The organism is Thiobacillus thioparus DSM 505 (assembly GCF_000373385.1).
Taxonomy (GTDB): domain Bacteria; phylum Pseudomonadota; class Gammaproteobacteria; order Burkholderiales; family Thiobacillaceae; genus Thiobacillus; species Thiobacillus thioparus.
Genome location: NZ_KB891333.1, coordinates 24782 through 50354 on the forward strand (window position 1 = coordinate 24782; position 25573 = coordinate 50354).

Sequence of the window (25573 nt, forward strand, 5' to 3'; positions counted from 1 at the left end):
TTCGCGGCCGCCATTCGTTCATCTGCCATTACCGGCGATCCTGTCCGCGCTCTTCACGTTGGTTTCCCCGACCTCTGTCTTGCGGGCCATTCTGATTCTGGTCATGCTGCCGTTGATAATGCTGCTGCGTCACCGGTTCGCGCGGCTGGTAGCGATAACGCTCGGATCGGATCGATTGTTGACGTTCCTGCTCATGTGGGTAGCGGTCGCCCGAGTAATTGCGCTGGTAGCTCGGCAAAGGCGCAGGGCGAGGCGCTGAATGCCGGTCCCAGTTATCCCATCCGCTTCGACGCTGTTCCCAGTCGCGGCCCCAGTGATCGCCCCAGCGCGGAGGCGCGTCGGCACGCCAGCCGTGGAAATACGACGGTGGATGACGGTAATAGCGAACCGGAACGCGCAGTACATACAGCGGCACGTCATAACGATCCACCAAGTCCCACGGCCCGTTGTACCAGCTGCTCGCATACCAGTTGTCATCCTGGAATACCCAGTACAGGCCATCGTAAAAGAAGAAATTCACATTCACGCCGGGATCGTAGTAGACGGGGTAGCCTGGCACCCGAACGAGCCGCGGATACGCAGGAAGATTGATACCGATGCTGACGCCGGGCACGTGGATGCCGACGCCGACGCTGACCTCGGCGCGGGCTGGGGTCAGTGGGATAAGTAACATCGACAATGCAATAAGCAGGTAGCGCATTTTCTGTCCTCCTGTTTGAAGAGCGCCGCAGTTCGGTCAGTCAGACCGGTTTGTGCACACGGCGGCAATGGAAGTTTTCGAAGCGGGCTAGAGACGCCGACCTTGAATGACGCGAATCAGGACCACGATGATCGCGATGACTAGTAGAACGTGAATGAGTCCGCCCATGGTGTAGGACGTCACCATTCCCAGCAGCCATAGAATCACCAGTACGACAATGATGGTTTCAAGCATGTTGCGCTCCCCTTTTAATGGGTTTGGAAAATCGTTCGACAGGCCCGAAATTCATCGAGCCACCCTGTTCACTGGGCCAGACGGGAATCCGGCGGCAGCAACAGGCGGCAAACGACTCGAGGCATTTACTTCACATGCATGTTGTTCTTGACGCTGACGACGCCTTTTACGCTGCGTGCGACATCGACCGCTTTGTTGATGTCGGCCTGGGAACTGACAAAGCCACTCAGCTGAACCGCACCCTTGTATGTCTCGACGTTGATCTCGGTCGACTTCAGGCTGGGTTCATTGAAAATGGCTGCTTTCACTTTGGTGGTAATGACGGCGTCATCGACATATTCACCCGTACCTTCCTGCTTGGACGTCGATGCGCACCCCACGACGGAAACCAGCAGAAAGGCGGAAAGGGCGGCGGCGATAAGACTCTGTTTTTTCATGATCATGTTCCTTTATTTAATGATGGACCTGCGACTTCTCTTGATTCAGAGACCCTGCTTGCTACACGTTGCAATCCCGCAAGTCGGTACGTGATGCTTGATTCACTGCCCTACATGTTCAATTCTTCAGCGCCCGAGGAGTTTTCGCCCAATCTGCCATCCGATCCAGGCGAATCGTGTCCATCTGCCTGCTCGTCGTGGCCGCAAGGCCGCAAGCATCAGCACGCCGCCCAGTACCCAGACTGGATGCCGCTTGATCGCGCGAAGCGCTTCTACGCCCCGATCCGCCAAAGCCAAGGGTGCGCGCCAGGGCGCCGCGCTTTCCGCCAGCGCAGTCCGCTGTTCAGCGGACTGCGCCACCAAACGTTCGCGGCGTTCCGCCAGTCTGGTTAATGTGCTGTTCATGATCGATCCGTCAGGTGCTGCCGGTCCTTGGATAATTCAGCGAGAGTCGCCGCGAACAATCTCGGCTTGGCTCTGAACTTGCGTCGCGCACACTCGAACGCCATTACGCCGCTGGCCAGGAAGAATCCGGTCAACCCGGCCAAGGCCAGGAGCCGGTGGCTATCCCAGAAGACGACTGCAATCAGGATCGTCAGCAGCACCACGCCGATACCGAGGCAAAACAGCGCCACGAACAGCATCAGCAACACCGACGCAAGTCGCGTCCGCTCTTCCTCCAGATCCGTCGACAGCAGATCGAGCCGGGTGTGTACGATGGCAACCAGACTGGCTGCGAACCCTTTCAGGGAATCGAATAACCCCGATCCGCCTCCCGGCGTTTCCGTGCTCATGGGCGATCGACTAGCGGCGGCCCATGATGAAGCCGACCAGCAGCGCGAGACTTGCAGAGATGCCGATCGCTTTCCACGGATTCTCGTGGACGTAGACATCTGTCGCCTTGGCAGCCGCCTTGGCCCGAACCAGCAGCGCTGCTTCGGCGTCGGCCATCTGGGCCTTCGCCTTGGCAAGCGACGCTTCGGCCTTGGCGCGCACCGAGGCCAGTGCCTCGCCACCCTGGTTGGCCGTGGCCTTGATCAGGGCCTCCGCATCCGACACCACTGTCTTGAAGTCAGCGATCAGCTGTTCCTTGGTCACGTCGGGGAAATCCGGTTCGTCAGGTACGTTTTGAGTGCTCATTCTTGATTCTCCATGAAGATGTCGGGGCAAAAAGACATGACCGCAGACTGTAGGCGTGTCGCGAGACATCACACACTTCAAGCCTTTCGATCAACCATATCAAAACCACACTTTCTTTATAGGATAAATACCTGGATACCGTCTGTACGGTGTCGAACATAGTTCGACGAAACCCGTTCGATTTCCCGTCCCTGTTACAAAATGCTTCCGTGCGTTGGCGTACAGACGGTCGGCGTTTCCTTCCTTAGCCTTTGTGGCATGCCTTATCTTTGCCGCCCTTTTCCAAAGCCCCTCTGCAATCTCGCCTGGGATGGATCCATGAAGGACATCCGATGCTGATGCAGGTCACCCACCGGCTGCCGGCCTCCAACAAACTGCTGGCCGCGCTTCCGCATCCGGAATACCGGCGCTTGCTGGCGAGTCTGGAGCCGATCACGCTGGCATTTGGGGAAGTACTGTATGAGCCCGGGGACGTGGTCAGGTACGTCTATTTTCCCAACGACTCGCTCATATCCTTACTCACATTGGTCGATCCGCCCCTCGCCCTCGAGGTGGGAATGGTCGGCCACGAAGGCATGGTGGGCGTTTCGCTTGCATTGGGCGTGAGCCTGAGTCCGGTCCGTGCGCTGGTTCAAGGCGCCGGCACGGCGATGCGGATGAAGGCCGCGCCGTTTCGCAAGGAACTCCGGCATAGCCTGGCCCTACAGCGGCAGGTGGGACTCTATGCCCATGAGTTGATGATTCAGATCGCGCAAACCGCCGCGTGCAATCGCTTTCACGTCGTCGAGGCGCGCCTCGCACGCTGGCTCCTGATGACACGCGATCGGGTAGGCTCGGATCATTTCCACCTGACCCATGAATTTATCGGGCACATGCTGGGTGTGCGCCGGGTCGGCGTCACCCATGCCGCGCACGCCATCAAGCAACGCGGACTGATCGACTACAGCCGTGGAAACATCGACATCATTGATGGTCCCGGCCTGGAAGCCTCGGCGTGCTCGTGCTACAGACGGGCCAAGGACAGCTACCAGGCCTGAGGCAAGCGAGCGATTGGGCATCCTGCATTGGCCGCGGGTAAGCGGTCAAAATTGGCAAGGCGCCGGAGAATTGGGGCGTATTGCTTATTTACCGACCTGGTTGCCGATGACGCCACCGACCGCTGCGCCGCCGACCGTTCCGACCGCACTGCCACCCGTGAGGGCGGCGCCCCCGACAGCACCGACGCCGGCACCGATTGCGGTACTCTTGTCACGCGCCGACATCCCGCTACACCCTCCCAAACCGAGCAGCACCGCCATGGCCAGCGTACTGACTGCAAACATTTTCGTCGTTTTCATTGGAACACCTCTGTTTCGAACGTCGGGTTAACCACTCTGCGTGTTGGTCGCGTTCCGATACCAACATGCCATCGCGTGTCGAAGCACCACAGGCCAAGTGGCATCCATGATGACTGAACACACATCCATATTTTCAAGCTAACAATTGCTCCTGGGTCTGTCTGCGCGCTGTCGCACCCAGACCAGTCGTGCTACGCTGCCCGCATACGATCCTGTTTTTGCTTCTTCCCCGCTACTGGGATTGCCAGAACACAATGCTGGAGTTCACTGATGGCCACACCCCTTAGCCCAACGCAAAACCATCTGCTCGCCGCCCTGCCCGCTGCCGAGTTTGAGCGCCTGTCTCCTCATCTGGAATCGATTCCGATGCCGCTTGGCGAAGTCCTGTATGAGTCCGGGGCCCAGTTGCGCCACGTCTATTTCCCCACCACCTCCATCGTGTCGCTACTGTATGTGCTGGAGGACGGGGCATCGGCCGAAATTGCGGTAGTCGGCAATGAGGGAATCCTCGGTATTTCGCTGTTCATGGGCGGTGACAGCACGCCCAGTCGTGCCGTGGTCCAGAGCGCGGGCCATGGTTATCGCCTGAAAGCGGAACTGCTGAAACAGGAATTTAACCGGGCTGGTCCGGTGCTGCGTTTGCTGCTGCGCTACACCCAGGCGCTGATCACGCAGATGACGCAGACCGCAGTATGCAACCGGCACCATTCGATCGAACAGCAACTGTGCCGCTGGCTGTTGTTGAGCCTCGACCGCCTGTCCTCGGATTCTCTGACCATGACGCAGGAACTGATCGCGAACATGCTCGGCGTGCGTCGCGAAGGGGTGACCGAGGCTGCCGGGAATTTGCAGCGCGCCGGATTGATCCGCTACAGCCGCGGACGGATCGAGGTGCTCGACCGGGTGGGACTGGAAAAGACGGTATGCGAATGCTATGCAGTGGTCAAAAAGGAATACGACCGCCTGCTTGCAGACATCCCCCGTGGCGACCCTTTCCACGTCCTTGGCCAATCCGGCAACTAGACCGAACCGCGCAGGCCGGAGCCGGGCCTGCTGGCAGGGCGTGCACCCTAAACTGGCAGGTCATCGCCGGTCTGGCATTGGCGTATAGAGAACAACGGAGAACGACTTGGAAAGATGCCACCTCATGGCCGCGCTACAGCAAGGTTGCGGTCAGCGCATGCAGGCACTGATGCGGCGTGGCCTGCTGCTGGCTGCCATGGCACCCCTTCTGCTTGCGGGCTGTGGTTCGCTTCCCAGAATCAATCCCGACCTGACCATGCGTCCGTCCCATCCCATTCAGATGGAAGGTGCACACGGTCCTTTATCCAGTCAGCAGAGCAAGGCCATCCTGGCCCGGCTCAAACTCGGGGCCGATGACACCCATATCTTTGAACGCCATCTGGCGCTGGTGCAGGAAATGGGCAGCAGCCCGCTGGTGGTGGGCAACAAGGTTGAACTGCTGCTGGATGGGCCGGCCACCTATGCTTCCATGTTTGCCGCGATCAACGCAGCCAGGGACACCATCAATCTGGAAACCTACATCCTGGAACCGGATGAGATCGGCCAGAGCCTCGTCGACACGCTGCTGGTCAAGCAGCGTACCGGTGTGCAGGTCAATCTGCTCTATGACAGCGTCGGGTCGCTGTCCACGCCCAAGGAATTCTTCCAGCCGCTGGTGGATGCCGGCGCCTATGTGCTGGAATACAACCCGGTTGACCCGCGCAAGGCACGCAAGGACTGGGCGCTCAATGAACGCGATCACCGCAAGCTGCTGGTGGTGGACGGCAAGATCGCCTACGTCGGCGGCATCAATATCAGCAGCGTGTATTCCTCCGGTTCATTCGGCAGCTCGTCTTCACGAAGCAAAAATGCCCGGCACACTCAGGACGGCCCGACGTGGCGCGATACCCATCTGCGCATCGAAGGGCCGGTGGTGGCCGAATTCCAGAAGCTGTTCATGAGTACCTGGGAACGGCAGAAAGGCGATGCGCTGGGCGGCCGTAACTATTTTCCGCAACTCAGCAACAGGGGCCCGGAAGTCGTGCGCGCCATCGGCAGTTCGCCCGACGATCCCTACAGCCTGATGTATGCCACTCTGATCTCCGCCATCAACAGCGCGGAAAGCCAGGTCTATCTCACCAATGCCTACTTCCTTCCCGACGCGCAGTTATTGGCTGCGCTCAAGGATGCCGCGGTGCGCGGCGTGGATGTGCGGCTGCTGCTGCCCGGCAAATCGGATTCCGATCTGGTTTTGTTTGCCTCGCGCTCGTTTTATCAGGAACTGCTGGGCAGTGGAATCAAGATCTATGAACGTCAGGATGCCCTGCTGCATTCGAAGACCGCGATGATAGACGGCGTGTGGTCCACGGTCGGTTCCACCAATCTGGACTGGCGCAGCCGCCTGAACAACCAGGAGATCGATGCCGTGATTCTGGGACAGGACTTCGGCAACCGCATGCAGACCATGTTCGAGCAAGACCTGCGGGCATCCCGGCAAATCACCCGGGACGATTGGGAACACCGTTCCCTGTTGTCGCGGCTGAAGGAAGCCGGCGCCCGTTTGTGGGCGCGCCTGCTATGAGCGGGACCCGCAACAGGCCGTATTAGTCCCGAAAGGAATGCTTGTGCATGCATGGGATGCAGCCCCCAGGCGTCCGCAGTCGCAAGGGGAAGAAATCGCAAACAGCATCAGCCACGGGTTGGCGCTGGTCGCCGCACTCGTCGGAACGCCTTACCTCATCATGCAGGCCGAACGGCACGGCGACACCCGTTTCGTCGTCGGCGCAAGCATTTTCGCGGCGACCATGATCCTTCTTTACCTGTCCTCCACCCTCTACCACGCCTTACCCGTCGGCAAGGCCAAGCGTGTTTTCCGGGTGATCGAGCATTCCGCGATCTTTCTGCTTATCGCGGGCACCTACACGCCGTTTACGCTGGGGGTGCTGCGTGGAGCATGGGGCTGGGCGCTATTCGGACTCGTCTGGTTTCTCGCACTGGCCGGCGTGGCACTGAAAGCTTCCGCCAGTCTCTCCACCCCGTTGTCTCGACCACGAACTATCTGATGATGGGGTGGCTGGTCGTCATTGCGGTCGATCCCATGGTTGAGAGAATCCCGACAGCGGGCCTACTCTGGTTGTTTGCGGGCGGCGTGTCCTACACCGTAGGCGTGGCTTTTTTCGCACTCGATTCGCGCCTGAAGTATGGCCACCTGATCTGGCACCTGTTTGTCATGACGGGAACGGCATGCCATTACTTCGCGGTGCTCGGGTATGCGGCCTGACCCCTCTTTTTGTCTTGTGGAATGGGATAGAGAGAAGCATGAGAGAAGAACTCGCAAAGCTGCGCGCCGCACACCAGGTCATGAAAAAGGCGGGCGTGTTCAAGAAGGCTGTGGCGGCGGAAGATGTGCTGGAGGCCGCCCTGATCCTCATCGAGAAAATGGTGGAAGAGATCGAAAGGCTCAAAACCGACAAGGGCGAGGTGAATCAACCGTAAAGCAGCCGACCGGCAACTGCTTGATTGGCTGCTTGCAGCCTTGCCGGGCATGGCATGGCGTCTTCTAGCCGAAGGTCAGTCCCATCGATTCCCGCACGTCGCGCATGGTGTCGCGCGCCAGCTCCTGCGCCTTCTCACAGCCGTCGGCAAGGATGTTGCGCACCTGGTCGGGATTGTCTTCGTAATACACCGCACGCTCACGGATCGGCGCGAGTTCGGCCAGCACGGCGTCGATCACCGGCTGCTTGCACTCCAGACAGCCGATGCCGGCGGTGGTGCAGCCCGCCGTGGCCCATTGCCGGGTCGCATCGTCGGAATACACCAGGTGGAACTGCCACACCGGGCAATTGGCCGGATTGCCGGGATCGGTGCGGCGGACCCGCGCCGGGTCGGTCGGCATGGTGCGGATTTTCTTGGTGACCGTCTCGGGATCTTCGCGCAACGCGATGGTATTACCGTAGGACTTGGACATCTTCTGCCCGTCCAGGCCCGGCATTTTCGATGCCTCGGTCAGCAGGGCCTCGGGTTCGACGAGAATCATCTTGCCGGAGCCTTCGAGATAGCCGAACAGGCGCTCGCGATCGTTCATCGACAGGTTCTGCGCGTCATTCAGTAGCGCCTTGGCCGATTCCAGCGCCTCGTCGTCGCCCTTCTCCTGATAGGCGGTGCGGCATTCCTCGTACAGCCGGGCCTTCTTCGAGCCGAGCTTCTTGACCGCAGCGCGCGCCTTGTCCTCGAAGCCAGGTTCGCGGCCGTACATGTGGTTGAAGCGGCGCGCCAGTTCGCGGGTGAATTCGATGTGCGGAACCTGGTCTTCGCCGACCGGTACCCGGTTGGCGCGGTAGATCAGGATGTCGGCGCTCATCAAGAGCGGATAGCCGAGAAAGCCGTAGGTCGAGAGATCCTTGCTGGCAAGCTTTTCCTGCTGGTCCTTGTAGGTGGGCACGCGTTCCAGCCAGCCGAGCGGCGTCATCATCGACAGCAGCAGATGCAGTTCGGCATGTTCGATCACGCGCGACTGCACGAACAGGGTCGCCTGCGCCGGATCGACGCCCGCCGCAAGCCAGTCCACCACCATGTCGCGGACGTTCTCGTCGATCCCCTGGGGGGTGTCGTAGTGCGTGGTCAGCGCGTGCCAGTCGGCGACGAAGAACAGGCACTGGTATTCGTTCTGCAGGCGCAACCAGTTTTTCAGGACGCCGTGATAGTGGCCAAGATGCAGGCGCCCGGTGGGGCGCATGCCGGAAAGAACGCGATCGGAATACATGGTTGGTGAGTGGTGAGTGGTGAGTGGTGAGTGGTGAGTGGTGAGTGGTGGCGGTCAGGACAGTACGAGCTGGATCAGGCCGATCAGCTGGGCGGATTCGAGACCGGTGACCAGCGCGGTCAGGCCGATGAACACGCTGATGAGCGGCCACAGGATGAAACCGAGAATTCCAGTGAACATCAGGCCGAGCAGAATGAATAGGCCATACGGCTCCAGCCGGGCGAACTGCATGGCCTGCTTCACCGGCAGCAGGCTGACGGCGATGCGGCCGCCGTCGAGCGGCGGCAGCGGGATCAGGTTCAGCGCCATGAGGATGACGTTGATGAACACGCCCGCCGCGCCCATCAGCATCAGTGGCGCGCTGGCAAAACTGTTCCCCAGCGCATGGCCGAGCTGGATCATCAGTGCCCAGAACACCGCCATGACGAAGTTCATGCCGGGGCCGGCAGCCGCGACCCACAACATGTCCTGCTTGGGGCGGCGCAGGCGGCCGAAATTGACTGGTACCGGTTTGGCCCAGCCGAACAAGATCATCCCGCCGCCCAGCAGCTTGCTGGTCAGCAGAATCACCAGGGGCACCAGGATAGTACCCACCGGATCGATGTGCTTGAGGGGATTGGCGGTGATGCGTCCTGCAGCAGCCGCGGTCATGTCGCCAAAGAAGCGTGCCACATAGCCGTGCGCGGCTTCATGCAGGGTGATCGCAAAGATCACCGGCAGGGCGAACACGGCAATTTTCTGAACCAGCGTGAGTTCCATGCGCAATCAGGCCTCGAAGTCCGAGGTATCGCCCTTGCCGAAGCGCAGCACGGACGGCGTGTCAGTGGTGAGATCGACGACGGTGGTCGGGGTCAGGCCGCAGGCGCCGCCATCGATGACCAGATCGACGAGGTGTTCCAGGCGTTCGCGGATTTCCCAGGGCTCGGTCAGCGGCACGTCTTCACCATACAGCAACAGCGTGGACGACAGGATAGGCTCACCAAGTTCGGTCAGCAACGCCTGCACGATGGGATGCGCGGGAACCCGGAGGCCGATGGTGTCGTGCTTCTTGTGCAGCAGGCGCTTCGGCACCTCACGGGTGCCGCGCAGGATGAAAGTGTAGGCGCCCGGCGTGTGCGCCTTCAGAAAGCGGAACTGGGTGTTGTCGACCTGGGCGTAGCGCCCGAGTTCGGACAGGTCGCGGCAGATCAGCGTGAGATCGTGCCCCGTATCGAGCCCGCGCACCGACAGCAGCCGCATCGCCGCTTCCTTGTCACCGATATGACAGCCCAGCGCATAGCAGGAATCGGTGGGGTAGACGATCACGCCCCCGCGCTTGAGGATGTCGACCGCCTGCTGGATCAGGCGGGGCTGCGGGTTTTCTGCGTGAATATTGAAGAATTGCGCCATAAATCGTCAGGTCGGGGAAAGGGAAAGATGCGGTTCAAGCTCGGACCAGCCCTGCCAGACCGGCTGGCAGTAGTGCGGCAACGCCGGCAGCCGGCCGATGTCGATGCCCTCGCCCGGCGCATGAAAATCCGCCCCGCGCGAAGCCTTGAGGCCGAATGCGCGGGCCAGGTCGGCAAACTTGCCATATTCGGATGGGTGGTGGCTGCCGGTGATGACCTCGATGCCTTCGCCGCCCAGTGCGCGGAAGGCATCCAGCAGTAGATGCAGTTCGCGCGCATTGAAGGCGTAGCGCCCCGGGTGTGCGATCACCGCCATGCCGCCGCTGGCGCGAATCCAGCCGACGGCGTTTTCCAGCGTGGTCCATTGGTGTTCGACATAGCCGGGATTGCCACGCGTCAGGAAGCGCCGGAAAGCACTGCGCATGTCGGACGCATGGCCCTGCGCCACCAGCCAGCGGGCAAAATGGGTACGCCCCACCATCTGCTTGTTGGCAGCGTAGTCGTAGGCGCCTTCATAGGCGCCTACGATGCCGGACTGCGCCAAGTCGACGCCCATGCGTTGCGCGCGCTCGATGCGCCCAAGGCGGATGCCGTGCAGGCCGGCGGCGAGTTCTGGATGTGAGTGATCGATGCGCAGGCCGACGATGTGGACCGTCTGTCCGCTCCAGGTCACCGAGATCTCGACGCCCGGGATCAGCGTCAGCCCCGTTTCCTCGGCCGCCGCCTGCGCAGCGGCAAGCCCTGCCACGTCGTCGTGGTCGGTCAGCGCGAGCGCATGCACACCGTTCGCGGCTGCGCGCGCAACGACTTCGGCGGGCGGCAATACACCGTCTGACACGTTGGAATGGCAATGCAGATCGATATTGAGCATCGATGATCGGGTCTGGCGACCAGCGCCAAAAGCGCTTGGTCAGGAGGGGGAATCATAGCAAAATAAGGAATCGCCCGAATTACGGCTGACTGCGCGGCCCAACCATAATGAAAAAACTGCTGTTCGACCTCTTCCCCATCATCGTCTTTTTCATCGCCTACAAGTTGGGCGACGCCAACGCCGACGCCACGCGTACCTTGTTGGCCGGTCTCGGCCTGCCCCAACCGACAGGCGTGGGCGAGAAGCCCGGCATCTACCTCGCCACGCTGGTTGCCATCGTCGCCAGCGTCGGGCAGATCGCCTGGGTCAAGCTGCGCGGCCACAAGGCCGACACCATGATGTGGGTCAGCCTGGGCATCATCGTGCTGTTCGGCGGCGCCACGCTGTGGCTGCACGACGAGAGCTTCATCAAGTGGAAGCCGACTGTGCTGTACTGGATTTTCGCCGGCATCATTTTTGGTGCCGCCGCCTTCGGACGTAACGTCATCAAAAGCGTCATGAACGAACAGATGGAACTTCCCGACGCCGCCTGGGGTCGGTTGAATGCGAGCTGGGGCGGATTTTTTGCCTTCATGGGGGTTGCAAATCTGTTTGTCGCCTTCAACTTCTCGACGGATGCCTGGGTGGATTTCAAGCTGTTCGGCAGCTTGGGATTGATGCTGGTATTCGTAATCGGCCAGAGCATGATGCTGACCAAATATCTGGACAAAGCTGATATGAACAAGGAAGAAAAGCAATAATGTTCTATGCCATCGTCGGCCAGGATACGGCCGACAGCCTCGAGCGGCGACTGGCCGCCCGCCCCGCCCATATGGAACGTCTGCATGCCTTGCAACAGGCTGGACGGCTGTTGCTGGCTGGCCCGTTTCCGGCCATTGACAGCAATGACCCAGGCGCTGCGGGGTTTACCGGCAGCCTGATCGTCGCCGAATTCGACACGCTCGCCGACGCACAGGCATGGGCGGAGGCCGATCCCTATGTCACGGCAGGCGTCTATGCCGGCGTCAGCGTCAAACCCTTCAAGAAAACCCTGCCCACATGAGCACGCCCGACCTGATCCGCCAGCGCCTTGCCGCGCTGGAGCCCGAAACCTACACGCTGGAAGACGAAAGCGCCCAGCACAGGGGCCACGCCGGGGCAGCCTCGGGTGGCGGGCACTTTCGCCTCACCCTGGTGTCACACAAATTCCGTAATCTTTCCACCCTCGCCCGCCACCGGCTGGTATACGAAGCCATGGGCGAGCTCATGCAACGCGAGATCCATGCGTTGTCGATCACTGCCTTAACCCCGGAAGAACTCTGAAAGGAATCCGAATGCGTCTTGCTCTTCTCCCCGCCCTGATCATGCTGGCGTTCACCCCGCTGGCACAGGCGCAAGCCCCCGCGCCTGCGGCCCCCACCCCGGCCGCCGCCGCCGACAAGCCGCTGGCCGTGGTCAACGGCAAGGAAATCCCCGCCCTGTATGGCGACCTTGTCAAGCGCGAAATGGCCCAGGGCCAGCCTGACTCCCCGCAACTGGATGCCCGCGTACGCGAGTCCCTGATCAACCTTGAACTGCTGTCGCGTGCCGCACTCGACAAGGGGCTCGACAAGGAACCGCATCTGGCCGCGGCACTGGACATCCGCCGCAAGGATCAGCTTGCCAAGGCCTACCTGGAGGATTACGTCAAGGCTCACCCGGTCACCGACGCCGAAATCCAGGCAATGTACGACAAGGCCAAAACGGAGCCGATGGAACCGGAATACCAGGCCCACCACATTCTGGTGAAAACCGAGGCCGAGGCGAAGAAACTGATCGCCGAACTGGGCAGCAAGAAGGCCAAATTCGAGGATCTGGCGAAGAAATACTCCCAGGACCCCGGCTCGGCCAAGAACGGCGGCGCGCTGGGCTGGTCCGATCGGCGTGCCTTCGTGCCCGAGTTCTCTGACGCACTGGCCGGCCTAAAAAAAGGCGAATTCACCAAAACCCCGGTGAAGACGCAATTTGGTTACCACATCATCCGTCTTGACGATACGCGCACATCCAAACTTCCGCCGCTGGACGCTGTGCGGGGTGAAATCGTCAAGCAGTTGCAACAACAACGCATCCGCGACGCCATCACGGCAGCGCGTACCGATGCAAAAATTGAGTAATCCGCTAATAATATTAAACGGGGCTTCGCCCCGTCTTCACCTGATAGGGAGCCGATCATGGCCAGCAAAGAATACAACCACCTGCAAGACGTTTTCCTCAACACCCTGCGCAAGGAACGCATCCCGGTTTCAGTGTTTCTCGTGAACGGGATCAAGCTCATGGGGCGAATTGAATCGTTCGACCAGTTTGTGGTGCTGCTGAAAGGTCAGGATCAGGCTGCCCAGATGATCTTCAAGCACGCCATCTCGACCATTTCGCCTTCGCGCGAAGTGGTCCTGCCGCAACGCGACGCCGAGGCCTAAGTCGCCTTATTCAGTCGGCGCGGCCAGCAGTGCGGCTGCCGTTTGTGCGTTCACCAGGACCGCGCCTCCGCCGCGGTAGGGCTGCTTATAGCGCGCCGAAACCCCGGCCAGTTGGCGGCGACTATCCAGATACACTACGGCATAGCCTTCCGGATGGGCGGCCAGCCATTGCATCGCACTGGCTCCGGTCACTTCGGCCAAGGGCGTTTCCAGCCTGCCGAGAAACTGGTATTGCGCATGGTAGGTCGCGATATTCGCAACCGGCCGCCCTTCATCCTGTACCTGTTTGATCGCCCGCGCCATCGACTTGATGTCGTACATTGGCTCGATCGAATGCATCGCGGCTATCTGCACCAGTGCCAGCAGGGCCGCGCCGAGCAGGGCCAGATTGGGTATCGGCGCCACACCCCGTCGGCCCGCCACCCACACGACAAAGGCCAGCGCAATCAAGACCGCACCCGGCCAGACTGGCGGCAATGCCGCCACCTGACGATGCAGGACAGCAATATGTCCTGTGGCGATCAGGATCAGCACACCCCCAAGCGCCGCTGCCAGCAAGGCCGGCAGCCCGACGCGCGCGTCCGTACGTCCCGTCATCAATCGCGCCGTCAGCAAGGCAAAGGCGGGAAACAGGGGAACCAGATAATGCGGCTGCTTGCCGCTGATGAAACAAAACGCGACGAATACCGGCAGCATCCACGCCAGACAGAAGCGTGAACCGCGATCCAGGCCCTCGCGACGGTGTTGGATCAGCGCCTTCCACCATGCCGGCCAAACGAACCAGGGGAACAGCAACAAGGGCAGCAGGGGTACATACCACCAGAACGGCCGCCGGTGCGCGAAGGACTCGACCATGCGGTTGGCGGTCTGACCCCAGAAAATCGCATTGCGATACACCTCGCCCCCGGAAAACCCGGCCGGCAGCGCCCACGCCAGCGCGATTGCCGCGCCTAGCAGTACTGCCAGCAGCGTGTGGGCGAACCAGCGGCGCCATTTCAGGCCTGGATTCCACCACGGTGCCAGTGCGACGACAGGCAGCAGATGTAGCAGGATAACCGGCCCCTTGGCCAGCACACCCAGGCCGATCGCCACCCCCAGCACGGCAAAGCCGCCACGCTTTCCATCGGTGGCTGCCAACACGCCATGAAGGCCAATCAATACCCAGAAGGCCAGAATCACGTCGAACATGACCGAGGTGGAGAAAATGATCCACAACAGTGCACTTGCCAGCACCAGCGCGGCCTGTCCGCCAAGGCCCACATGCTGCGGCCACAGGCGGCGGGCGAGGCTGAACGTCAGAAGCAGCCCGCCTGCAGAAAACAGCGGCAGCACCAGACGCGGCCACCAGTCGTTGACGCCGAATACTGCCCAGCCGACCTGGAACATCCAGAACAGGAAGGGCGGCTTGTCGCTGTAGGGCGCACCGTTCTTGAACGGCACCAGGAAGTCGCCACGCAGCCACATTTCCCATGCCGCACTGACGTAGCGCGTTTCGTCTATCGGGGTCAGCGGGCGCGTCAGGATCGCCACTACAGCCAATGCGGCCAGCAGCATCAGGCTCAAAAGCAGCAGGCCGCGCCCGGTGGAATCAGGATTGTGTCGTGGAGTCATGATCATCATCGCTTATCAGTTTCATCCAGCGCCGCATCGATCTGCGCGTCGAGGCTCTGGCCGTGGCGGAAATGTCTATACAGGTAGGCGCCTAACGCGCCCGAGATCAGAAACAGACCGATGGCAAGCGCGAGTTTCAGGGCGGGCGCGATGTGGACGCCGCTGCCAACCAGCGCGAACACCAGCGTCTGCGGCAGGTAGCCGAGCAGCGTGCCGGCGAAAAAATGTATTGGCCGGATGCTGGAAATCCCCGCAGCCAGGTTGGTCAACAAATTGTTGCCTACCGGCAGCAGGCGGACCAGCACTGTCATGGCAAACGGATGCTCATGTATGAAGCGGTCGAAGCGCCCGGCGCGCTCGCCCAGCCGCGCACGCAGCAGCCCTTTGCCAAACAGGCGTGCGTAGCCGAAGCTCAGCATGCAGCCCAGCAACCCTGCAAGCGCACCCAGCAGTGTCCCCAGCCCAATGCTGAAGGCATAGCCACCGAGAAAGGCAATGATCTGGCGCGGCAGGCCGATGGCTGTAAAAATCCCGCCCATCAGTAGGAACAGCAGCGCCCCATTGACGCCGTGTCCGCGCACCCGCGCATCAATCCAGGTTTCGTTGATGCTGTTGCCGAGATCGCTGGACTCGAACAGGTAGCCCAACAGCGCCAGGCTCAATATCAGCGCCAGGCCTTTGACGATGACGCGCGCCCTCATTTACAGATCGGAATCGGACTCGATGACCGGCAGGCGCACGCGCCGCTGGAGCCAGGCCACACCAAACAAGTCGACGATCCCCACCCACAGCCGGTTGTGCACGCCGTACTTGGAGGTGCCGCGCTCGCGCGCACGATGGTGAACCGGAACCGACACCACCGCGCCGCCATTGCGCATCACCAATGCCGGCAGGAAGCGGTGCATATGGTCGAAATTGGGGAGCTGCAGGAAGGTCTCGCGGGCAAATACCTTGAGGCCGCAGCCGGTATCCGGCGTGTTGTCCTTCAGCATGCGCGAGCGTACGCCATTGGCGATTTTCGACGACAGCCGGCGCAGGAAGGTGTCGTTGCGACGGGCCCGCCATCCTGCCAGAAGCTCCAGATTAGGCGGTTGTGCCGGATCGGCCAGCCGGGCCAGCAAGGCCGGAATATCGGCAGGATCGTTCTGCCCGTCCCCATCGAGCGTCGCGATCCATTCATGGCGCGCTACAGTCACGCCCGTCGTCACCGCCCGGCTCTGCCCGCACGAAGCGCGATGCCGGATCACCCGCAGCATGGGAAATTCGGTTTTCAGTGCATCCAATCGTGCCTGCGTGGCATCGGTACTGCCATCGTTGACATAGATGATTTCGAACGTAGTGTTTCCGGACAGCGCGGCCGCGATTTCGCGCACCAGCGATTCGACGTTGTCCTGCTCGTTCTTGACGGGAACGACTACGGAAAGCCTGCCATGGTAGGCGTGTTTGGGCATTGCTGTATTTATATGGGTCGCTTAGTGTTGGCGGCACAGGGAGATATTCCCGGGGCTGGGCCGCATCGACAGGCTTCCGAAGCTTGAAATTTCAGAAGCTTGGCATTCTAATTTATTTTCAACGCCGCGTATGCTCCGGACACCCCGGCATGCCCGCCCCGTGCGCCGGTCCGCGACCCACTCTGCCAGGGCACAGAAAAACAGCCTGACAGATGTCGATTTCCCCCGGCCTGCTTCGTCGTAGTGATGGAGGACTTGCGCCGACCTCAGGCAAGGGTCCGATTCCCACCCGAAACAACCAGGAGAAACCCATGCGATTCATGATTATCGTCAAAGCCACCGCCGAATCCGAAGCCGCAGCGCACCCGGCTCCCGATGAAGCCCTGCTGGCTGCAATGGCCGATTACCACGAGAAACTAGCCAAGGCGGGCGTGCTGCTCGATGCATCCGGCCTTAAGCCCAGCGCGCAAGGCTGGCGTATCCGCTATGACGGCGAGTCACGCAGGGTGATCGACGGCCCGTTCACCGAGACCAAGGAGTTGATCGGGGGCTATACGCTGATCCAGGTGAAGACGCGCGAAGAAGGCCTGGAGTGGGCGCGCCGGTTCCCCAATCCGGTCGGTGCGGGCAAGCCGGCAGAGATCGAAGTGCGGCAATTGTACGAACTGGACGACTTCGCGCCATCGACCGCAATCGAGCGTTTCCGCGACATGGAAATGGCAAGGCAATAACGCCGCCCGCTCACACGAACGACGACGCTCCCGGCCCCTCAAGCGGCAACCTGTCGATTGGGCAGCCCGCCGTTCGTCGTACGAAGTGAAGCACCGGAGCGGAACACGTTTTCGTCCCCTCAATCCCACAGGAGAAATGAACATGAGCCCAACCCAAACAAACCCCATCCCGAATGGCATGCATACGATCACGCCTCACCTGGTGTGCCGCGGCGCCGCCGATGCCATCGCGTTTTACGGCAAGGCCTTCGGCGCCGTCGAACTGGCCCGGCTGCCCGGCCCGGAAGGCAAACTCATGCATGCGATGGTTCGTATCGGCGATTCCAACCTCATGCTGGTCGACGAATTCCCCGACTGCGGCTCGCTGGGGCCGCAATCCGGCCAAGGCTCGCCCGTGACGATCCATCTCTATGTCACGGATGTCGACGCAACGGTCGAACGGGCCGTCGCCGCCGGCGCCAAAGTCACGATGCCCGTCGACGACATGTTCTGGGGCGATCGCTATGGCAGGATCGAAGACCCCTTTGGGCACCAGTGGTCGATCGCCACCCATATCCGCGACCTCAGTCCGCAGGACATCCAGGCTGCGGTTGCTGCGCTCGGTAGCTGATCAGCGCACCCGCGTTACATTAGTCGACATGTGGTGGAAAACCCTTCCCGCATCGTGGTCCGGACCAGCAGGCCACGCGCGCAAGGGGACGTTCGCCCGGGCCAATATCCATCAAGGAGACACCATGGCTTATCTGCTTTTGATCGTCGAGCCGCGCGGACAGCGCGATACGCGCACTCAGGAAGAAGCCCGCCAACTCTATGACGACATGGTGCGCTACGGCCAGGGACTCGCGGCGCGCGGCTTGCTGCGCGCCAGCGAATCTCTGCGACCCGACCAACATGGCGTGCGGATCCAGCAACGCGGCGGCAAGACCGTTTTGCGCGACGGGCCTTTTGCCGAGGCCAAGGAGATGGTCGGCGGCTTTTTCCTCATCGACTGCGCCACGCGCGAGGAAGCCATTGCCATCGCCAGCGCGTGCCCTGCTGCGCAATGGGCCACAGTCGAGGTGCGCGAGGTTGCGCCCTGCCATGTCGGCTAGGTCATTGGAAAAGCGTATGCATTACCCATGCCCACCTCCCACGGATTGCATGCGTCCTTCGCCTGGTTGAGCTTCCCTGTTTAGGAGAATTCCATGTCCACCCAGATATTCGTCAATCTGCCCGTTGCCGACCTCAGGCGTTCGATCGCTTTCTTCACCCGGCTCGGCTTCAGTTTCAACGAGCAATTCACCGACGACACGGCGACTTGCATGGTCGTCGGCGACAACATCTTTGTCATGCTGTTGGTGCGCGAACGCTTCCAGAGCTTCACGCCCAAGCCAGTATGCGATGCCATGCAACATACAGAAGTGCTGGTCTGCCTGTCGCGCGACAGCCGGGCAGCGGTGGACGCCATGGTATGCGCTGCCGTGGCTGCAGGCGGTTCGACCTACAACGAACCCCAGGACCATGGCTTCATGTACGGTCACGGCTTCCAGGATCCGGATGGGCACATCTGGGAACTGGTCCACATGCAATCCGCATAACAAGGAGATACCCATGCCCTACGTAGACGGTTTCATCCTCCCCGTTCCCACCGACAACCTGGTGGCCTATCGTCGCATGGCCCGCCAGACGGGCAAGATTTGGCGCGAGCACGGCGCGCTCGAATACATCGAATGCCTCGCCGATGACGTCCAGCCCGGCAAGCACACGTCGTTCCCGCAGAGCGTGAAGCTCAAGGACGGCGAAACCGTGATATTTGCCTGGATCGTGTACAAATCCCGCAAGGAGCGCGATCGCATCAATAAAAAAGTCATGGCCGACCCGCGCCTGGGTAGCATGATGGATCCGGCGGCCCTGCCTTTCGACGGCGAGCGCATGTTCTGGGGCGGATTCAAGACCATGATCAGTCTCTGAGCCCCCTGGATATCCGGAGAAAATCCATGCATACCTTGACGACCTGTTTGTGTTTTAAAGACCAGGCCGAAGAAGCCGTCCGGTTCTACGCGTCGGTTTTCAGCGAATTGAAGATTACGGGACTCACGCGCTGCGGTGCCAACGAGTTCGGCGGTCCTGCAGGTAGCGTCCGTACCGTGAGCTTCGAACTGTTCGGCCGGGCCTGGCTGGCAGTCAACGGCGGACCACACTTCAGCTTCAACGACGGCGTCTCTCTCATCGTCAACTGCGATACGCAGGACGAAATCGACCGCCTGTGGACCGCGCTCACGGCTGACGGCGGCGCTCCTGTGCAATGCGGCTGGCTCAAGGACAAATTCGGTCTGCCCTGGCAGATCGTGCCGCGCATAGTGGGCGACATGATGAGTGACCCCGATACCGACCGCGCCAATCGGGTCATGCAGGCGCTGCTGCAGATGACCAAGCTCGACATTGCCGCGCTGAAACAGGCCTATGGGCACGCCTGATCCGGGCAGCGAAGCCGCCCGGACCATCGAGGCGATCTGGCATATCGAAGCGGCCAGGGTCACCGCCAGCGTTGCACGCATGCTGCGCGACGTCGGCCTGGCCGAGGAATTTGCACAGGATGCGCTCGTCGCCGCGCTGGAACATTGGCCGGCAGCAGGCGTGCCGGACAATCCCGGCGCCTGGCTGATGACCACTGCCAAACGCCGTGCGCTGGATCACCTGCGCCACGAAAAACTGACCGCGCCGAAGCACGAGGAGCTCAGCCGCGAGTTCGACGCACAGCACGAAATAGCTGCCGCCGACTTCAATGACAGGGTCGACGACGCGCTCAGCGATGACGTTGGCGACGATCTGCTGCGCCTGATCTTCACCGCCTGCCACCCCGTGCTTTCGCCCGAAGCACGCAGCGCGCTGACGCTGCGCATCATGGGCGGCCTTTCCACCGACGAGATCGCACGTGCCTACCTCAAGCCCGAAGCCACCATCGCGCAACGCATCGTGCGTGCCAAACGCACGCTCGCGGCCGCGCACGTGCCGTTCGAAGTGCCTCGCGGCACGGAACTGGCAGACCGTCTCGCGTCGGTACTTGAGGTCGTGTATCTCATCTTCAACGAAGGCTATTCGGCCACGGCAGGCGACGACTGGGTACGTCCGGCGCTGTGCGAAGAGGCGCTGCGCCTGGGCCGCGTGCTCGCCGGGCTCATGTCGTCCGAGCCGGAAGTCCACGGTCTGGTCGCCCTGATGGAAATCCAGGCCTCGCGGCTTGCGGCACGCGTCGATGCAAAAGGCGAGCCCATCCTGCTGCTCGACCAGGATCGCGCGCGCTGGGACCTTCTGCTCATCCGCCGCGGTCTGGCCGCGCTTGAGCACGCCGAATCCCAATCCGGACCGCTGGGCCCCTACACCCTGCAAGCGGCCATTGCGGCCTGCCACGCGCGTGCCGTTACCGCCGATGCCACCGACTGGGCACGTATTGCCGCACTCTATGACGCGCTCGCCCAGGTTGCGCCCTCGCCGGTCGTCACGCTCAATCGCGCCGTGGCGGTGGCCATGGCCTTTGGTCCCGTAGCCGGGCTGGAAATCGTGGATACCTTGCTTGGCGAACCCAGTCTGGAAAATTACCATCTGCTGCCGAGCGTACGCGGTGACCTGCTGGCCCGCCTGGACCGTATCGCCGAAGCCCGAACCGAGTTCGAACGCGCCGCCACCCTCACTCGCAACGCGCGCGAACGTGCGCTGCTGCTTGCCCGGGCTGCCGCATGCACCCGCAGCCATCGGCCGGGAACCGTCGACTCCTAGGATCCGCAGGCTGGGTTGCTGATAGGGGAAATGAAGGGAATTCTGGCGGAGAGGGGGGGATTCGAACCCCCGTCAGGATATTATCCTGAACACGCTTTCCAGGCGTGCGACTTAAACCACTCATCCACCTCTCCGAGAGCGGCGCATCATACCGGAAGCGCCCACGCCCGGCAAATTGAATGCGGAATCCGCGGTTTTCCGCCACAGGGGCAGAAAAAATGACTTTAGCCCCTTGAATCCCGGTCATTCGTCCCCAGTTCTCCGCCAGTACCAATTGGGAGCCCACATGCAGGACGAACTCAACACCGATGCAAGCCCGGCCGCAACCCAGGCCGAGAAAGAAACCATGCCCAGCCTGGAGGAAATGCTGAAAGCGGCCGAACTCCAGGCCGCCGAACATCACGACGCCTGGCTACGGGCCAAGGCGGAAACCGAGAACATGCGTCGCCGTGCGGCGGACGACGTGGAAAAGGCGCGCAAGTTCGCGGTGGAAAACTTCGCCAACGAGCTGCTGGCAGTCAAGGACAGTCTGGAAGCTGCGCTGGCGGTGGAGTCGCCGAGCGTGGAAAACCTCAAGGATGGTGTCGAACTGACCCTGAAGCAGTTGGTTTCCGCATTCGGCAAGTTCAACCTGAACGACATCAACCCGATGGGCGAGAAATTCGACCCGCACCAGCACCAGGCCATCCAGATGATCGAGTCCGACCAGCCGGCCAACACCGTGGTCACTGTGCTGCAGAAAGGCTACCGCCTACATGATCGCACCTTGCGACCGGCGCTGGTGATGGTCGCCAAGGGCAAGGATTGAAACGGCCTTGAAATAGGCCCTGCCTCCCCCACATTTGAATCAATTCAATACTCTTTTAGAAGGAACGCATCATGGGACGCATTATTGGCATTGACCTGGGTACCACCAACTCCTGCGTGGCGGTGATGGAAAACGGCACGCCGAAGGTGATCGAGAACGCCGAGGGCGCGCGCACGACGCCATCCATCGTGGCCTACACCGAAGACGGCGAAATCCTGGTTGGTGCACCGGCCAAGCGCCAGGCGGTCACCAATCCGAAGAACACTCTGTTCGCGGTCAAGCGTCTGATCGGCCGCCGTTTCGAAGAGAAGGAAGTGCAGAAAGACATCGGCCTGATGCCCTACAAGATCGTCAAGGCCGACAACGGCGACGCCTGGGTCGAAGTACGCGACAAGAAAATGGCCGCGCAGCAGGTGTCGGCCGAAACCCTGCGCAAGATGAAGAAGACCGCCGAGGATTATCTGGGCGAGGAAGTCACCGAAGCCGTGATCACGGTACCGGCCTACTTCAACGACAGCCAGCGCCAGGCGACCAAGGACGCCGGCCGCATCGCCGGTCTCGACGTCAAGCGCATCATCAACGAGCCGACCGCGGCAGCGCTCGCTTTCGGCATGGACAAGAAGGAAGGCGACCGCAAGATCGCCGTATATGACCTCGGCGGCGGCACCTTCGACATTTCCATCATCGAAATCGCCGAGATGGACGGCGAGCACCAGTTCGAAGTGCTGTCGACCAACGGCGACACCTTCCTCGGCGGCGAGGACTTCGACCAGCGCCTGATCGACTACATCGCCGAAGAATTCAAGAAGGAACAGGGCGTCGACCTGAAGAAGGACGTGCTCGCGCTGCAGCGCCTGAAGGAAGCGGCGGAAAAAGCCAAGATAGAACTGTCCTCCGGCCAGCAGACCGAAGTCAACCTGCCTTACATCACGGCCGACGCCTCCGGGCCCAAGCACCTGGCGGTGAAGATCACCCGCGCCAAGTTCGAGGCGCTGGTTGAAGAACTGATCAAGCGCACCATCGACCCCTGCAAGATGGCGCTGAAGGATGCCGGTCTCACCACCTCGCAGATCGACGACGTCATCCTGGTCGGCGGCCAGACGCGCATGCCCAAGGTAATGGATGCGGTGAAGGACTTCTTCGGCAAGGATCCGCGCCGTGACGTCAACCCGGACGAAGCCGTTGCCGTGGGTGCTGCGATCCAGGGTGGCGTGTTGCAGGGCGAAGTGAAAGACGTGCTGCTGCTCGACGTCACCCCGCTCTCCCTCGGTATCGAAACCCTGGGCGGCGTGATGACCAAGCTGATCCCGAAGAACACCACGATCCCGACCAAGGCCTCGCAGGTGTTCTCCACTGCCGACGACAACCAGGGCGCAGTGACGGTGCACGTGCTTCAGGGCGAACGCGAAGTCGCCTCGGGCAACAAGAGTCTGGGCCAGTTCAACTTGTCCGACATCCCGCCCGCGCCGCGCGGTATGCCGCAGATCGAGGTCACCTTCGACATCGACGCCAACGGTATTCTGCACGTGTCGGCCAAGGACAAGGCCACCGGCAAGGAAAATACCATCCGCATCCAGGCCAGCTCCGGTCTGAGCGAAGAGGAAATCCAGCGCATGGTGAAGGATGCCGAAGCCAACGCGGCCGAGGACCACAAGGCTGTCGAGCTCGCGACCGCGCGCAACGCCGCCGACGGCATGATCCACTCGGTGAAGAAGTCGCTGGCCGAATATGGCGACAAGGTCTCGACCGACGAAAAAGCGGCGATCGAAGCGGCCCTGAAGGAAGCCGAAGATGCCGTGCGCGAAGGCGACAAGGACACCATCGAGGCCAAGACCAATGCGCTTGCCACCGCCAGCCACAAGCTTGCCGAGCAGATGTATCAGGCCGAACAAGCCAAAGGTGGCGCACAACCCGGCGCAGAAGCAGGCGCGGGCAGTCATGCCGCGGACGACAACGTGGTCGATGCCGAGTTTGAAGAGGTGAAGGACAAGTAATAGCGTGAACGGTAAGCGGTGAGCGGCAACCCCGTTCACCGCTTTTTGCTTTTCTGCTCACAGTTCCCTGTTCACCACTCAACACCATGTCAAAACGCGACTACTACGAAATCCTCGGCGTCACCAAGAACGCTTCGGACGAAGAAATCAAGAAGGCCTACCGCAAGCTGGCCATGAAACACCATCCCGACCGTAATCCTGACGACAAGAGCGCGGAGGAGAAATTCAAGGAAGCCAAGCAGGCCTACGAAATCCTGTCCGATTCGGACAAACGGGCCGCTTATGACCAGTTCGGCCATGCCGGGATCGACCAGCAGGCCGGCATGGGCGGTGGCTTTGGCGGCGGCGGGTTCTCCGACGCCTTCTCGGATATCTTTGGCGACATCTTCGGCGGAGGTGGCGGCAACCGTCGCGACCGTGTCTATCGCGGTGCAGACCTGCGCTACAACCTGGAAATCGAACTGGAGGAAGGCGCGCGCGGCACCGAAACCAAGATCCGCATTCCCACCCTGGAGGAATGCGGCACCTGCCACGGCAGCGGCGCCAAGCCCGGCACCACACCGACCACCTGTACCACCTGCGGCGGACACGGTCAGGTCCGTATCCAGCAAGGTTTCTTCTCGGTGCAGCAGACCTGCCCGCGTTGCGGCGGCACCGGCAAGATGGTGGCCGACCCCTGCCCCAGCTGCCATGGCGAAGGCCGCGTCAAGAAACACAAGACGCTGTCGGTGAAGATTCCCGCCGGGGTCGACAGCGGCGACCGCATCCGTCTGGCCGGTGAAGGCGAAGCCGGCGTCAATGGCGGCCCGCCCGGCGACCTCTATGTGGTGATCCATCTCAAGGAACATCCGGTGTTCAAGCGCGACGGCGACGACCTGCATTGCGAAATGCCGATCAGCTTCGCCACCGCGGCGCTCGGCGGCGAGGTCGAGATTCCCACGCTGGATGGCCACGCCAAGATCAAGATCCCCGCCGAAACACAGTCCGGCAAGGTGTTCCGCCTGCGCGGCAAGGGTATCAAGGGTGTGCGCAGCCACGCGCCGGGCGATCTCATGTGCCACATGCTGGTGGAAACGCCGGTGAACCTGTCGGAGCGCCAGCGCGAACTGCTGCGCGAGTTTGATGACTTGAGCCCGGGACGCAACAATAACCCCCGCGCGCAGTCGTTCATGGATAAAGTGAAATCGTTCTTCGGACAATAGTTCGGTTTCACTCCGCGTGCGGCTTCCTTTCTACGGAGTGAGATGGCCTGCGGCTCTTTTTCGGGTGACCGCAGTACATTCCCCACTTTAACCAACTGGAGGAAATCCCCATGCGCAAACTCCCTTTGATCGCTGCGAGCTGTGCCGTATTGTTCGCCTCGCCTACGATCGCCGCAGAAGAACCCGTCATCGTCAAAATTCCCAGGCTCACCGTCGAGGCATCAGGAAAACTCGCCCATGCCGCGATGGAAGCCTGCCGCAAGCAGGGTATCCAGATCGGGGTGACCGTGGTCGATCGCAGTGGCGATGCCATGGTGGTGTTGCGCGACACGCTGGCGCCGCGCGTGACCTTGGAGATCAGTAAGCAGAAGGCCTATACGGCGGTCAACTTCAACGCTGCCACGTCGGCGATGGTTGATCGCTTTACCCAACCGTTCTCGGTCGGCAAGGTCGAAGGACTCGTATTTTCTGCTGGCGGCGTGCCGATCGAGGCTGCCGGCAACATCGTCGGCGCGGTCGGCGTCTCCGGCGCAGCAACGGGTGAACAGGACGAAGCCTGCGCACGCGCGGGGATCCAGGCGATCCAGTTCGAACTGGAAACCGCAGGCCTCTGACGCATTGGCTGGGGTTCGCCCCCAGCCACTTGAGTCAAGCCGGCCAGACTTGCCCCTATTTCTTGCGCCCGGGTTGTGGGCCTCGGCCGCGCAATACCG

34 protein-coding genes, 1 tRNA gene and 1 pseudogene are annotated in these 25573 nt (G+C 61.4%); 21 read left to right on the forward strand and 15 right to left on the reverse strand.

The genetic code is table 11. The features are described 5' to 3' along the window. Positions 1-28: 28 nt before the first annotated feature. The 6 genes from B058_RS17110 to B058_RS0115395 all read right to left on the reverse strand — a co-directional run bounded on the left by B058_RS17110 (position 29) and on the right by B058_RS0115395 (position 2511). Positions 29-700 (reverse strand): hypothetical protein, encoded by a 672-nt coding sequence (locus B058_RS17110; protein ID WP_018509389.1) that lies wholly within the window; start codon positions 698-700, stop codon positions 29-31. An 87-nt stretch (positions 701-787) separates the two neighbouring features. Beyond that, positions 788-934: a lmo0937 family membrane protein gene (locus B058_RS17960; protein ID WP_018509390.1), complete on the reverse strand. Its 147-nt coding sequence runs from the start codon at positions 932-934 to the stop codon at positions 788-790. A gap of 125 nt (positions 935-1059) precedes the next feature. After that, on the reverse strand, positions 1060-1371 hold the full coding sequence (locus tag B058_RS0115380) for a BON domain-containing protein (RefSeq protein ID WP_026240975.1): 312 nt from the start codon (positions 1369-1371) through the stop codon (positions 1060-1062). Between the two features lie 126 nt (positions 1372-1497). Beyond that, positions 1498-1776, reverse strand: a complete 279-nt coding sequence (locus B058_RS18540; RefSeq protein ID WP_081616819.1) for a YqjK-like family protein — start codon at positions 1774-1776, stop codon at positions 1498-1500. After that, entirely contained in the window at positions 1773-2165 is a 393-nt protein-coding gene (locus B058_RS0115390) for a phage holin family protein (protein WP_018509392.1), read from the reverse strand. The genes B058_RS18540 and B058_RS0115390 overlap by 4 nt, the downstream gene beginning before the upstream one ends. A 10-nt stretch (positions 2166-2175) precedes the next feature. Continuing rightward, on the reverse strand, positions 2176-2511 hold the full coding sequence (locus B058_RS0115395; protein ID WP_018509393.1) for an ElaB/YgaM/YqjD family protein: 336 nt from the start codon (positions 2509-2511) through the stop codon (positions 2176-2178). Between the two features lie 332 nt (positions 2512-2843). Between B058_RS0115395 and B058_RS0115400 the strand changes: the two genes are divergently transcribed. Beyond that, positions 2844-3548, forward strand: coding sequence for a Crp/Fnr family transcriptional regulator (locus B058_RS0115400; RefSeq protein ID WP_018509394.1), 705 nt, complete (start codon positions 2844-2846; stop codon positions 3546-3548). Positions 3549-3632: 84 nt separating this feature from the next. Here B058_RS0115400 and B058_RS0115405 read toward each other — a convergent pair whose 3' ends face one another. Beyond that, entirely contained in the window at positions 3633-3848 is a 216-nt protein-coding gene (locus tag B058_RS0115405; protein WP_026240976.1) for a glycine zipper 2TM domain-containing protein, read from the reverse strand. Positions 3849-4118: 270 nt separating this feature from the next. Here B058_RS0115405 and B058_RS17115 point away from each other — a divergent pair, with 270 nt between their 5' ends. The 4 genes and pseudogenes from B058_RS17115 to B058_RS17965 all read left to right on the forward strand — a co-directional run bounded on the left by B058_RS17115 (position 4119) and on the right by B058_RS17965 (position 7346). After that, entirely contained in the window at positions 4119-4871 is a 753-nt protein-coding gene (locus tag B058_RS17115; RefSeq protein WP_051082149.1) for a Crp/Fnr family transcriptional regulator, read from the forward strand. A gap of 124 nt (positions 4872-4995) precedes the next feature. Continuing rightward, the gene (cls, locus tag B058_RS0115415; protein ID WP_018509397.1) at positions 4996-6432 is read left to right on the forward strand and encodes a cardiolipin synthase; all 1437 of its coding nucleotides are present in this window, start codon (positions 4996-4998) and stop codon (positions 6430-6432) included. Positions 6433-6469: 37 nt separating this feature from the next. Beyond that, positions 6470-7131 (forward strand): annotated as a pseudogene (gene trhA, locus B058_RS17120) (PAQR family membrane homeostasis protein TrhA). A 38-nt stretch (positions 7132-7169) separates the two neighbouring features. Beyond that, entirely contained in the window at positions 7170-7346 is a 177-nt protein-coding gene (locus B058_RS17965; RefSeq protein WP_018509398.1) for a hypothetical protein, read from the forward strand. A gap of 64 nt (positions 7347-7410) precedes the next feature. On the opposite strand, the gene B058_RS0115430 is transcribed toward B058_RS17965, so the two are convergent. The 4 genes from B058_RS0115430 to B058_RS0115445 are packed head-to-tail and all read right to left on the reverse strand — an operon-like array spanning position 7411 to position 10872. After that, the gene (locus tag B058_RS0115430; RefSeq protein ID WP_018509399.1) at positions 7411-8613 is read right to left on the reverse strand and encodes a tryptophan--tRNA ligase; all 1203 of its coding nucleotides are present in this window, start codon (positions 8611-8613) and stop codon (positions 7411-7413) included. 54 nt (positions 8614-8667) lie between these two features. Further along, entirely contained in the window at positions 8668-9372 is a 705-nt protein-coding gene (locus B058_RS0115435; protein WP_018509400.1) for a site-2 protease family protein, read from the reverse strand. Positions 9373-9378: 6 nt separating this feature from the next. Then, the gene (locus B058_RS0115440; RefSeq protein WP_018509401.1) at positions 9379-10002 is read right to left on the reverse strand and encodes an L-threonylcarbamoyladenylate synthase; all 624 of its coding nucleotides are present in this window, start codon (positions 10000-10002) and stop codon (positions 9379-9381) included. A gap of 6 nt (positions 10003-10008) precedes the next feature. Next, the gene (locus tag B058_RS0115445; protein ID WP_018509402.1) at positions 10009-10872 is read right to left on the reverse strand and encodes a 3',5'-nucleoside bisphosphate phosphatase; all 864 of its coding nucleotides are present in this window, start codon (positions 10870-10872) and stop codon (positions 10009-10011) included. 107 nt (positions 10873-10979) lie between these two features. On the opposite strand from B058_RS0115445, the gene B058_RS0115450 reads away from it, so the two are divergent. From B058_RS0115450 to hfq, 5 genes are read left to right on the forward strand one after another with little or no spacing between them, the layout of a single operon-like run. After that, positions 10980-11612 carry a septation protein A gene (locus B058_RS0115450; protein ID WP_018509403.1) on the forward strand — a complete coding sequence of 211 codons (633 nt, stop codon included), beginning with the start codon at positions 10980-10982 and terminating at the stop codon, positions 11610-11612. Beyond that, positions 11612-11914: a YciI family protein gene (locus B058_RS0115455; RefSeq protein WP_018509404.1), complete on the forward strand. Its 303-nt coding sequence runs from the start codon at positions 11612-11614 to the stop codon at positions 11912-11914. The genes B058_RS0115450 and B058_RS0115455 overlap by 1 nt, the downstream gene beginning before the upstream one ends. Continuing rightward, positions 11911-12174, forward strand: a complete 264-nt coding sequence (locus B058_RS0115460; RefSeq protein WP_018509405.1) for a BolA family protein — start codon at positions 11911-11913, stop codon at positions 12172-12174. The genes B058_RS0115455 and B058_RS0115460 overlap by 4 nt, the downstream gene beginning before the upstream one ends. Before the next feature lie 11 nt (positions 12175-12185). After that, positions 12186-13004 (forward strand): peptidylprolyl isomerase, encoded by an 819-nt coding sequence (locus B058_RS0115465; RefSeq protein ID WP_018509406.1) that lies wholly within the window; start codon positions 12186-12188, stop codon positions 13002-13004. A gap of 57 nt (positions 13005-13061) precedes the next feature. Beyond that, complete coding sequence (gene hfq / locus B058_RS0115470; protein ID WP_018077292.1) at positions 13062-13307, forward strand: RNA chaperone Hfq; 246 nt, start codon at positions 13062-13064, stop codon at positions 13305-13307. A gap of 6 nt (positions 13308-13313) precedes the next feature. Here the strand turns inward: hfq and B058_RS0115475 are convergent, their stop codons facing one another. Genes B058_RS0115475 through B058_RS0115485 form a run of 3 tightly spaced genes read right to left on the reverse strand, consistent with a single transcriptional unit; the run spans position 13314 to position 16369 of the window. Continuing rightward, the gene (locus tag B058_RS0115475) at positions 13314-14918 is read right to left on the reverse strand and encodes an ArnT family glycosyltransferase (RefSeq protein ID WP_157265937.1); all 1605 of its coding nucleotides are present in this window, start codon (positions 14916-14918) and stop codon (positions 13314-13316) included. A gap of 5 nt (positions 14919-14923) precedes the next feature. Next, entirely contained in the window at positions 14924-15619 is a 696-nt protein-coding gene (locus B058_RS0115480) for a TVP38/TMEM64 family protein (RefSeq protein WP_018509408.1), read from the reverse strand. Next, a complete protein-coding gene (locus tag B058_RS0115485) occupies positions 15620-16369 on the reverse strand; it encodes a glycosyltransferase family 2 protein (RefSeq protein WP_018509409.1) in 750 nt (249 codons plus the stop codon). Positions 16370-16680: 311 nt separating this feature from the next. Between B058_RS0115485 and B058_RS0115490 the strand changes: the two genes are divergently transcribed. From B058_RS0115490 to B058_RS0115520, 7 genes are all read left to right on the forward strand, one after another. After that, positions 16681-17100 (forward strand): YciI family protein, encoded by a 420-nt coding sequence (locus B058_RS0115490; protein ID WP_018509410.1) that lies wholly within the window; start codon positions 16681-16683, stop codon positions 17098-17100. Positions 17101-17242: 142 nt separating this feature from the next. Then, entirely contained in the window at positions 17243-17710 is a 468-nt protein-coding gene (locus B058_RS0115495) for a VOC family protein (RefSeq protein WP_026240979.1), read from the forward strand. A 124-nt stretch (positions 17711-17834) separates the two neighbouring features. Beyond that, positions 17835-18191 (forward strand): YciI family protein, encoded by a 357-nt coding sequence (locus B058_RS0115500; RefSeq protein ID WP_018509412.1) that lies wholly within the window; start codon positions 17835-17837, stop codon positions 18189-18191. Between the two features lie 93 nt (positions 18192-18284). Next, positions 18285-18677 carry a VOC family protein gene (locus tag B058_RS0115505; protein WP_018509413.1) on the forward strand — a complete coding sequence of 131 codons (393 nt, stop codon included), beginning with the start codon at positions 18285-18287 and terminating at the stop codon, positions 18675-18677. A gap of 13 nt (positions 18678-18690) precedes the next feature. Next, positions 18691-19050 (forward strand): DUF1428 domain-containing protein, encoded by a 360-nt coding sequence (locus B058_RS0115510; RefSeq protein WP_018509414.1) that lies wholly within the window; start codon positions 18691-18693, stop codon positions 19048-19050. 26 nt (positions 19051-19076) lie between these two features. Then, the gene (locus B058_RS0115515) at positions 19077-19556 is read left to right on the forward strand and encodes a VOC family protein (RefSeq protein ID WP_018509415.1); all 480 of its coding nucleotides are present in this window, start codon (positions 19077-19079) and stop codon (positions 19554-19556) included. Then, positions 19543-20856, forward strand: a complete 1314-nt coding sequence (locus tag B058_RS0115520; RefSeq protein WP_018509416.1) for an RNA polymerase sigma factor — start codon at positions 19543-19545, stop codon at positions 20854-20856. Before B058_RS0115515 ends, B058_RS0115520 begins: the two co-directional genes overlap by 14 nt. Positions 20857-20899: 43 nt before the next feature. On the opposite strand, the gene B058_RS0115525 is transcribed toward B058_RS0115520, so the two are convergent. Next, positions 20900-20990 (reverse strand) — tRNA-Ser (locus B058_RS0115525). A gap of 152 nt (positions 20991-21142) precedes the next feature. Here B058_RS0115525 and grpE point away from each other — a divergent pair. From grpE to B058_RS0115545, 4 genes are all read left to right on the forward strand, one after another. Then, positions 21143-21664, forward strand: coding sequence for a nucleotide exchange factor GrpE (gene grpE / locus B058_RS0115530; RefSeq protein ID WP_018509417.1), 522 nt, complete (start codon positions 21143-21145; stop codon positions 21662-21664). Between the two features lie 71 nt (positions 21665-21735). Continuing rightward, a complete protein-coding gene (gene dnaK / locus B058_RS0115535) occupies positions 21736-23658 on the forward strand; it encodes a molecular chaperone DnaK (protein ID WP_018509418.1) in 1923 nt (640 codons plus the stop codon). Positions 23659-23744: 86 nt separating this feature from the next. After that, positions 23745-24860, forward strand: a complete 1116-nt coding sequence (gene dnaJ / locus B058_RS0115540) for a molecular chaperone DnaJ (RefSeq protein WP_018509419.1) — start codon at positions 23745-23747, stop codon at positions 24858-24860. 110 nt (positions 24861-24970) lie between these two features. Beyond that, positions 24971-25474: a GlcG/HbpS family heme-binding protein gene (locus B058_RS0115545; protein WP_018509420.1), complete on the forward strand. Its 504-nt coding sequence runs from the start codon at positions 24971-24973 to the stop codon at positions 25472-25474. Positions 25475-25573: the final 99 nt, after the last annotated feature.

Coding starts and splice junctions, on each gene's coding strand:
- B058_RS0115435 (WP_018509400.1), bottom strand. CDS start 9,372: ATGGAACTCACGCTGGTTCAGAAAATTGCCGTGTTCGCCCTGCCGGTG.
- B058_RS0115440 (WP_018509401.1), bottom strand. CDS start 10,002: ATGGCGCAATTCTTCAATATTCACGCAGAAAACCCGCAGCCCCGCCTG.
- cls (WP_018509397.1), top strand. CDS start 4,996: ATGGCCGCGCTACAGCAAGGTTGCGGTCAGCGCATGCAGGCACTGATG.
- B058_RS0115545 (WP_018509420.1), top strand. CDS start 24,971: ATGCGCAAACTCCCTTTGATCGCTGCGAGCTGTGCCGTATTGTTCGCC.
- B058_RS0115480 (WP_018509408.1), bottom strand. CDS start 15,619: ATGAGGGCGCGCGTCATCGTCAAAGGCCTGGCGCTGATATTGAGCCTG.
- B058_RS0115520 (WP_018509416.1), top strand. CDS start 19,543: ATGGGCACGCCTGATCCGGGCAGCGAAGCCGCCCGGACCATCGAGGCG.
- dnaK (WP_018509418.1), top strand. CDS start 21,736: ATGGGACGCATTATTGGCATTGACCTGGGTACCACCAACTCCTGCGTG.
- B058_RS0115475 (WP_157265937.1), bottom strand. CDS start 14,918: ATGACTCCACGACACAATCCTGATTCCACCGGGCGCGGCCTGCTGCTT.
- B058_RS0115505 (WP_018509413.1), top strand. CDS start 18,285: ATGTCCACCCAGATATTCGTCAATCTGCCCGTTGCCGACCTCAGGCGT.
- B058_RS0115430 (WP_018509399.1), bottom strand. CDS start 8,613: ATGTATTCCGATCGCGTTCTTTCCGGCATGCGCCCCACCGGGCGCCTG.
- B058_RS0115380 (WP_026240975.1), bottom strand. CDS start 1,371: ATGAAAAAACAGAGTCTTATCGCCGCCGCCCTTTCCGCCTTTCTGCTG.
- B058_RS0115400 (WP_018509394.1), top strand. CDS start 2,844: ATGCTGATGCAGGTCACCCACCGGCTGCCGGCCTCCAACAAACTGCTG.
- B058_RS0115460 (WP_018509405.1), top strand. CDS start 11,911: ATGAGCACGCCCGACCTGATCCGCCAGCGCCTTGCCGCGCTGGAGCCC.
- hfq (WP_018077292.1), top strand. CDS start 13,062: ATGGCCAGCAAAGAATACAACCACCTGCAAGACGTTTTCCTCAACACC.
- B058_RS0115390 (WP_018509392.1), bottom strand. CDS start 2,165: ATGAGCACGGAAACGCCGGGAGGCGGATCGGGGTTATTCGATTCCCTG.
- B058_RS0115495 (WP_026240979.1), top strand. CDS start 17,243: ATGAGCCCAACCCAAACAAACCCCATCCCGAATGGCATGCATACGATC.
- grpE (WP_018509417.1), top strand. CDS start 21,143: ATGCAGGACGAACTCAACACCGATGCAAGCCCGGCCGCAACCCAGGCC.
- B058_RS0115405 (WP_026240976.1), bottom strand. CDS start 3,848: ATGAAAACGACGAAAATGTTTGCAGTCAGTACGCTGGCCATGGCGGTG.
- B058_RS0115510 (WP_018509414.1), top strand. CDS start 18,691: ATGCCCTACGTAGACGGTTTCATCCTCCCCGTTCCCACCGACAACCTG.
- B058_RS0115445 (WP_018509402.1), bottom strand. CDS start 10,872: ATGCTCAATATCGATCTGCATTGCCATTCCAACGTGTCAGACGGTGTA.
- B058_RS0115485 (WP_018509409.1), bottom strand. CDS start 16,369: ATGCCCAAACACGCCTACCATGGCAGGCTTTCCGTAGTCGTTCCCGTC.
- B058_RS0115395 (WP_018509393.1), bottom strand. CDS start 2,511: ATGAGCACTCAAAACGTACCTGACGAACCGGATTTCCCCGACGTGACC.
- B058_RS17965 (WP_018509398.1), top strand. CDS start 7,170: ATGAGAGAAGAACTCGCAAAGCTGCGCGCCGCACACCAGGTCATGAAA.
- B058_RS17960 (WP_018509390.1), bottom strand. CDS start 934: ATGCTTGAAACCATCATTGTCGTACTGGTGATTCTATGGCTGCTGGGA.
- B058_RS0115450 (WP_018509403.1), top strand. CDS start 10,980: ATGAAAAAACTGCTGTTCGACCTCTTCCCCATCATCGTCTTTTTCATC.
- B058_RS18540 (WP_081616819.1), bottom strand. CDS start 1,776: ATGAACAGCACATTAACCAGACTGGCGGAACGCCGCGAACGTTTGGTG.
- dnaJ (WP_018509419.1), top strand. CDS start 23,745: ATGTCAAAACGCGACTACTACGAAATCCTCGGCGTCACCAAGAACGCT.
- B058_RS0115515 (WP_018509415.1), top strand. CDS start 19,077: ATGCATACCTTGACGACCTGTTTGTGTTTTAAAGACCAGGCCGAAGAA.
- B058_RS0115490 (WP_018509410.1), top strand. CDS start 16,681: ATGCGATTCATGATTATCGTCAAAGCCACCGCCGAATCCGAAGCCGCA.
- B058_RS17110 (WP_018509389.1), bottom strand. CDS start 700: ATGCGCTACCTGCTTATTGCATTGTCGATGTTACTTATCCCACTGACC.
- B058_RS0115465 (WP_018509406.1), top strand. CDS start 12,186: ATGCGTCTTGCTCTTCTCCCCGCCCTGATCATGCTGGCGTTCACCCCG.
- B058_RS0115455 (WP_018509404.1), top strand. CDS start 11,612: ATGTTCTATGCCATCGTCGGCCAGGATACGGCCGACAGCCTCGAGCGG.
- B058_RS0115500 (WP_018509412.1), top strand. CDS start 17,835: ATGGCTTATCTGCTTTTGATCGTCGAGCCGCGCGGACAGCGCGATACG.
- B058_RS17115 (WP_051082149.1), top strand. CDS start 4,119: ATGGCCACACCCCTTAGCCCAACGCAAAACCATCTGCTCGCCGCCCTG.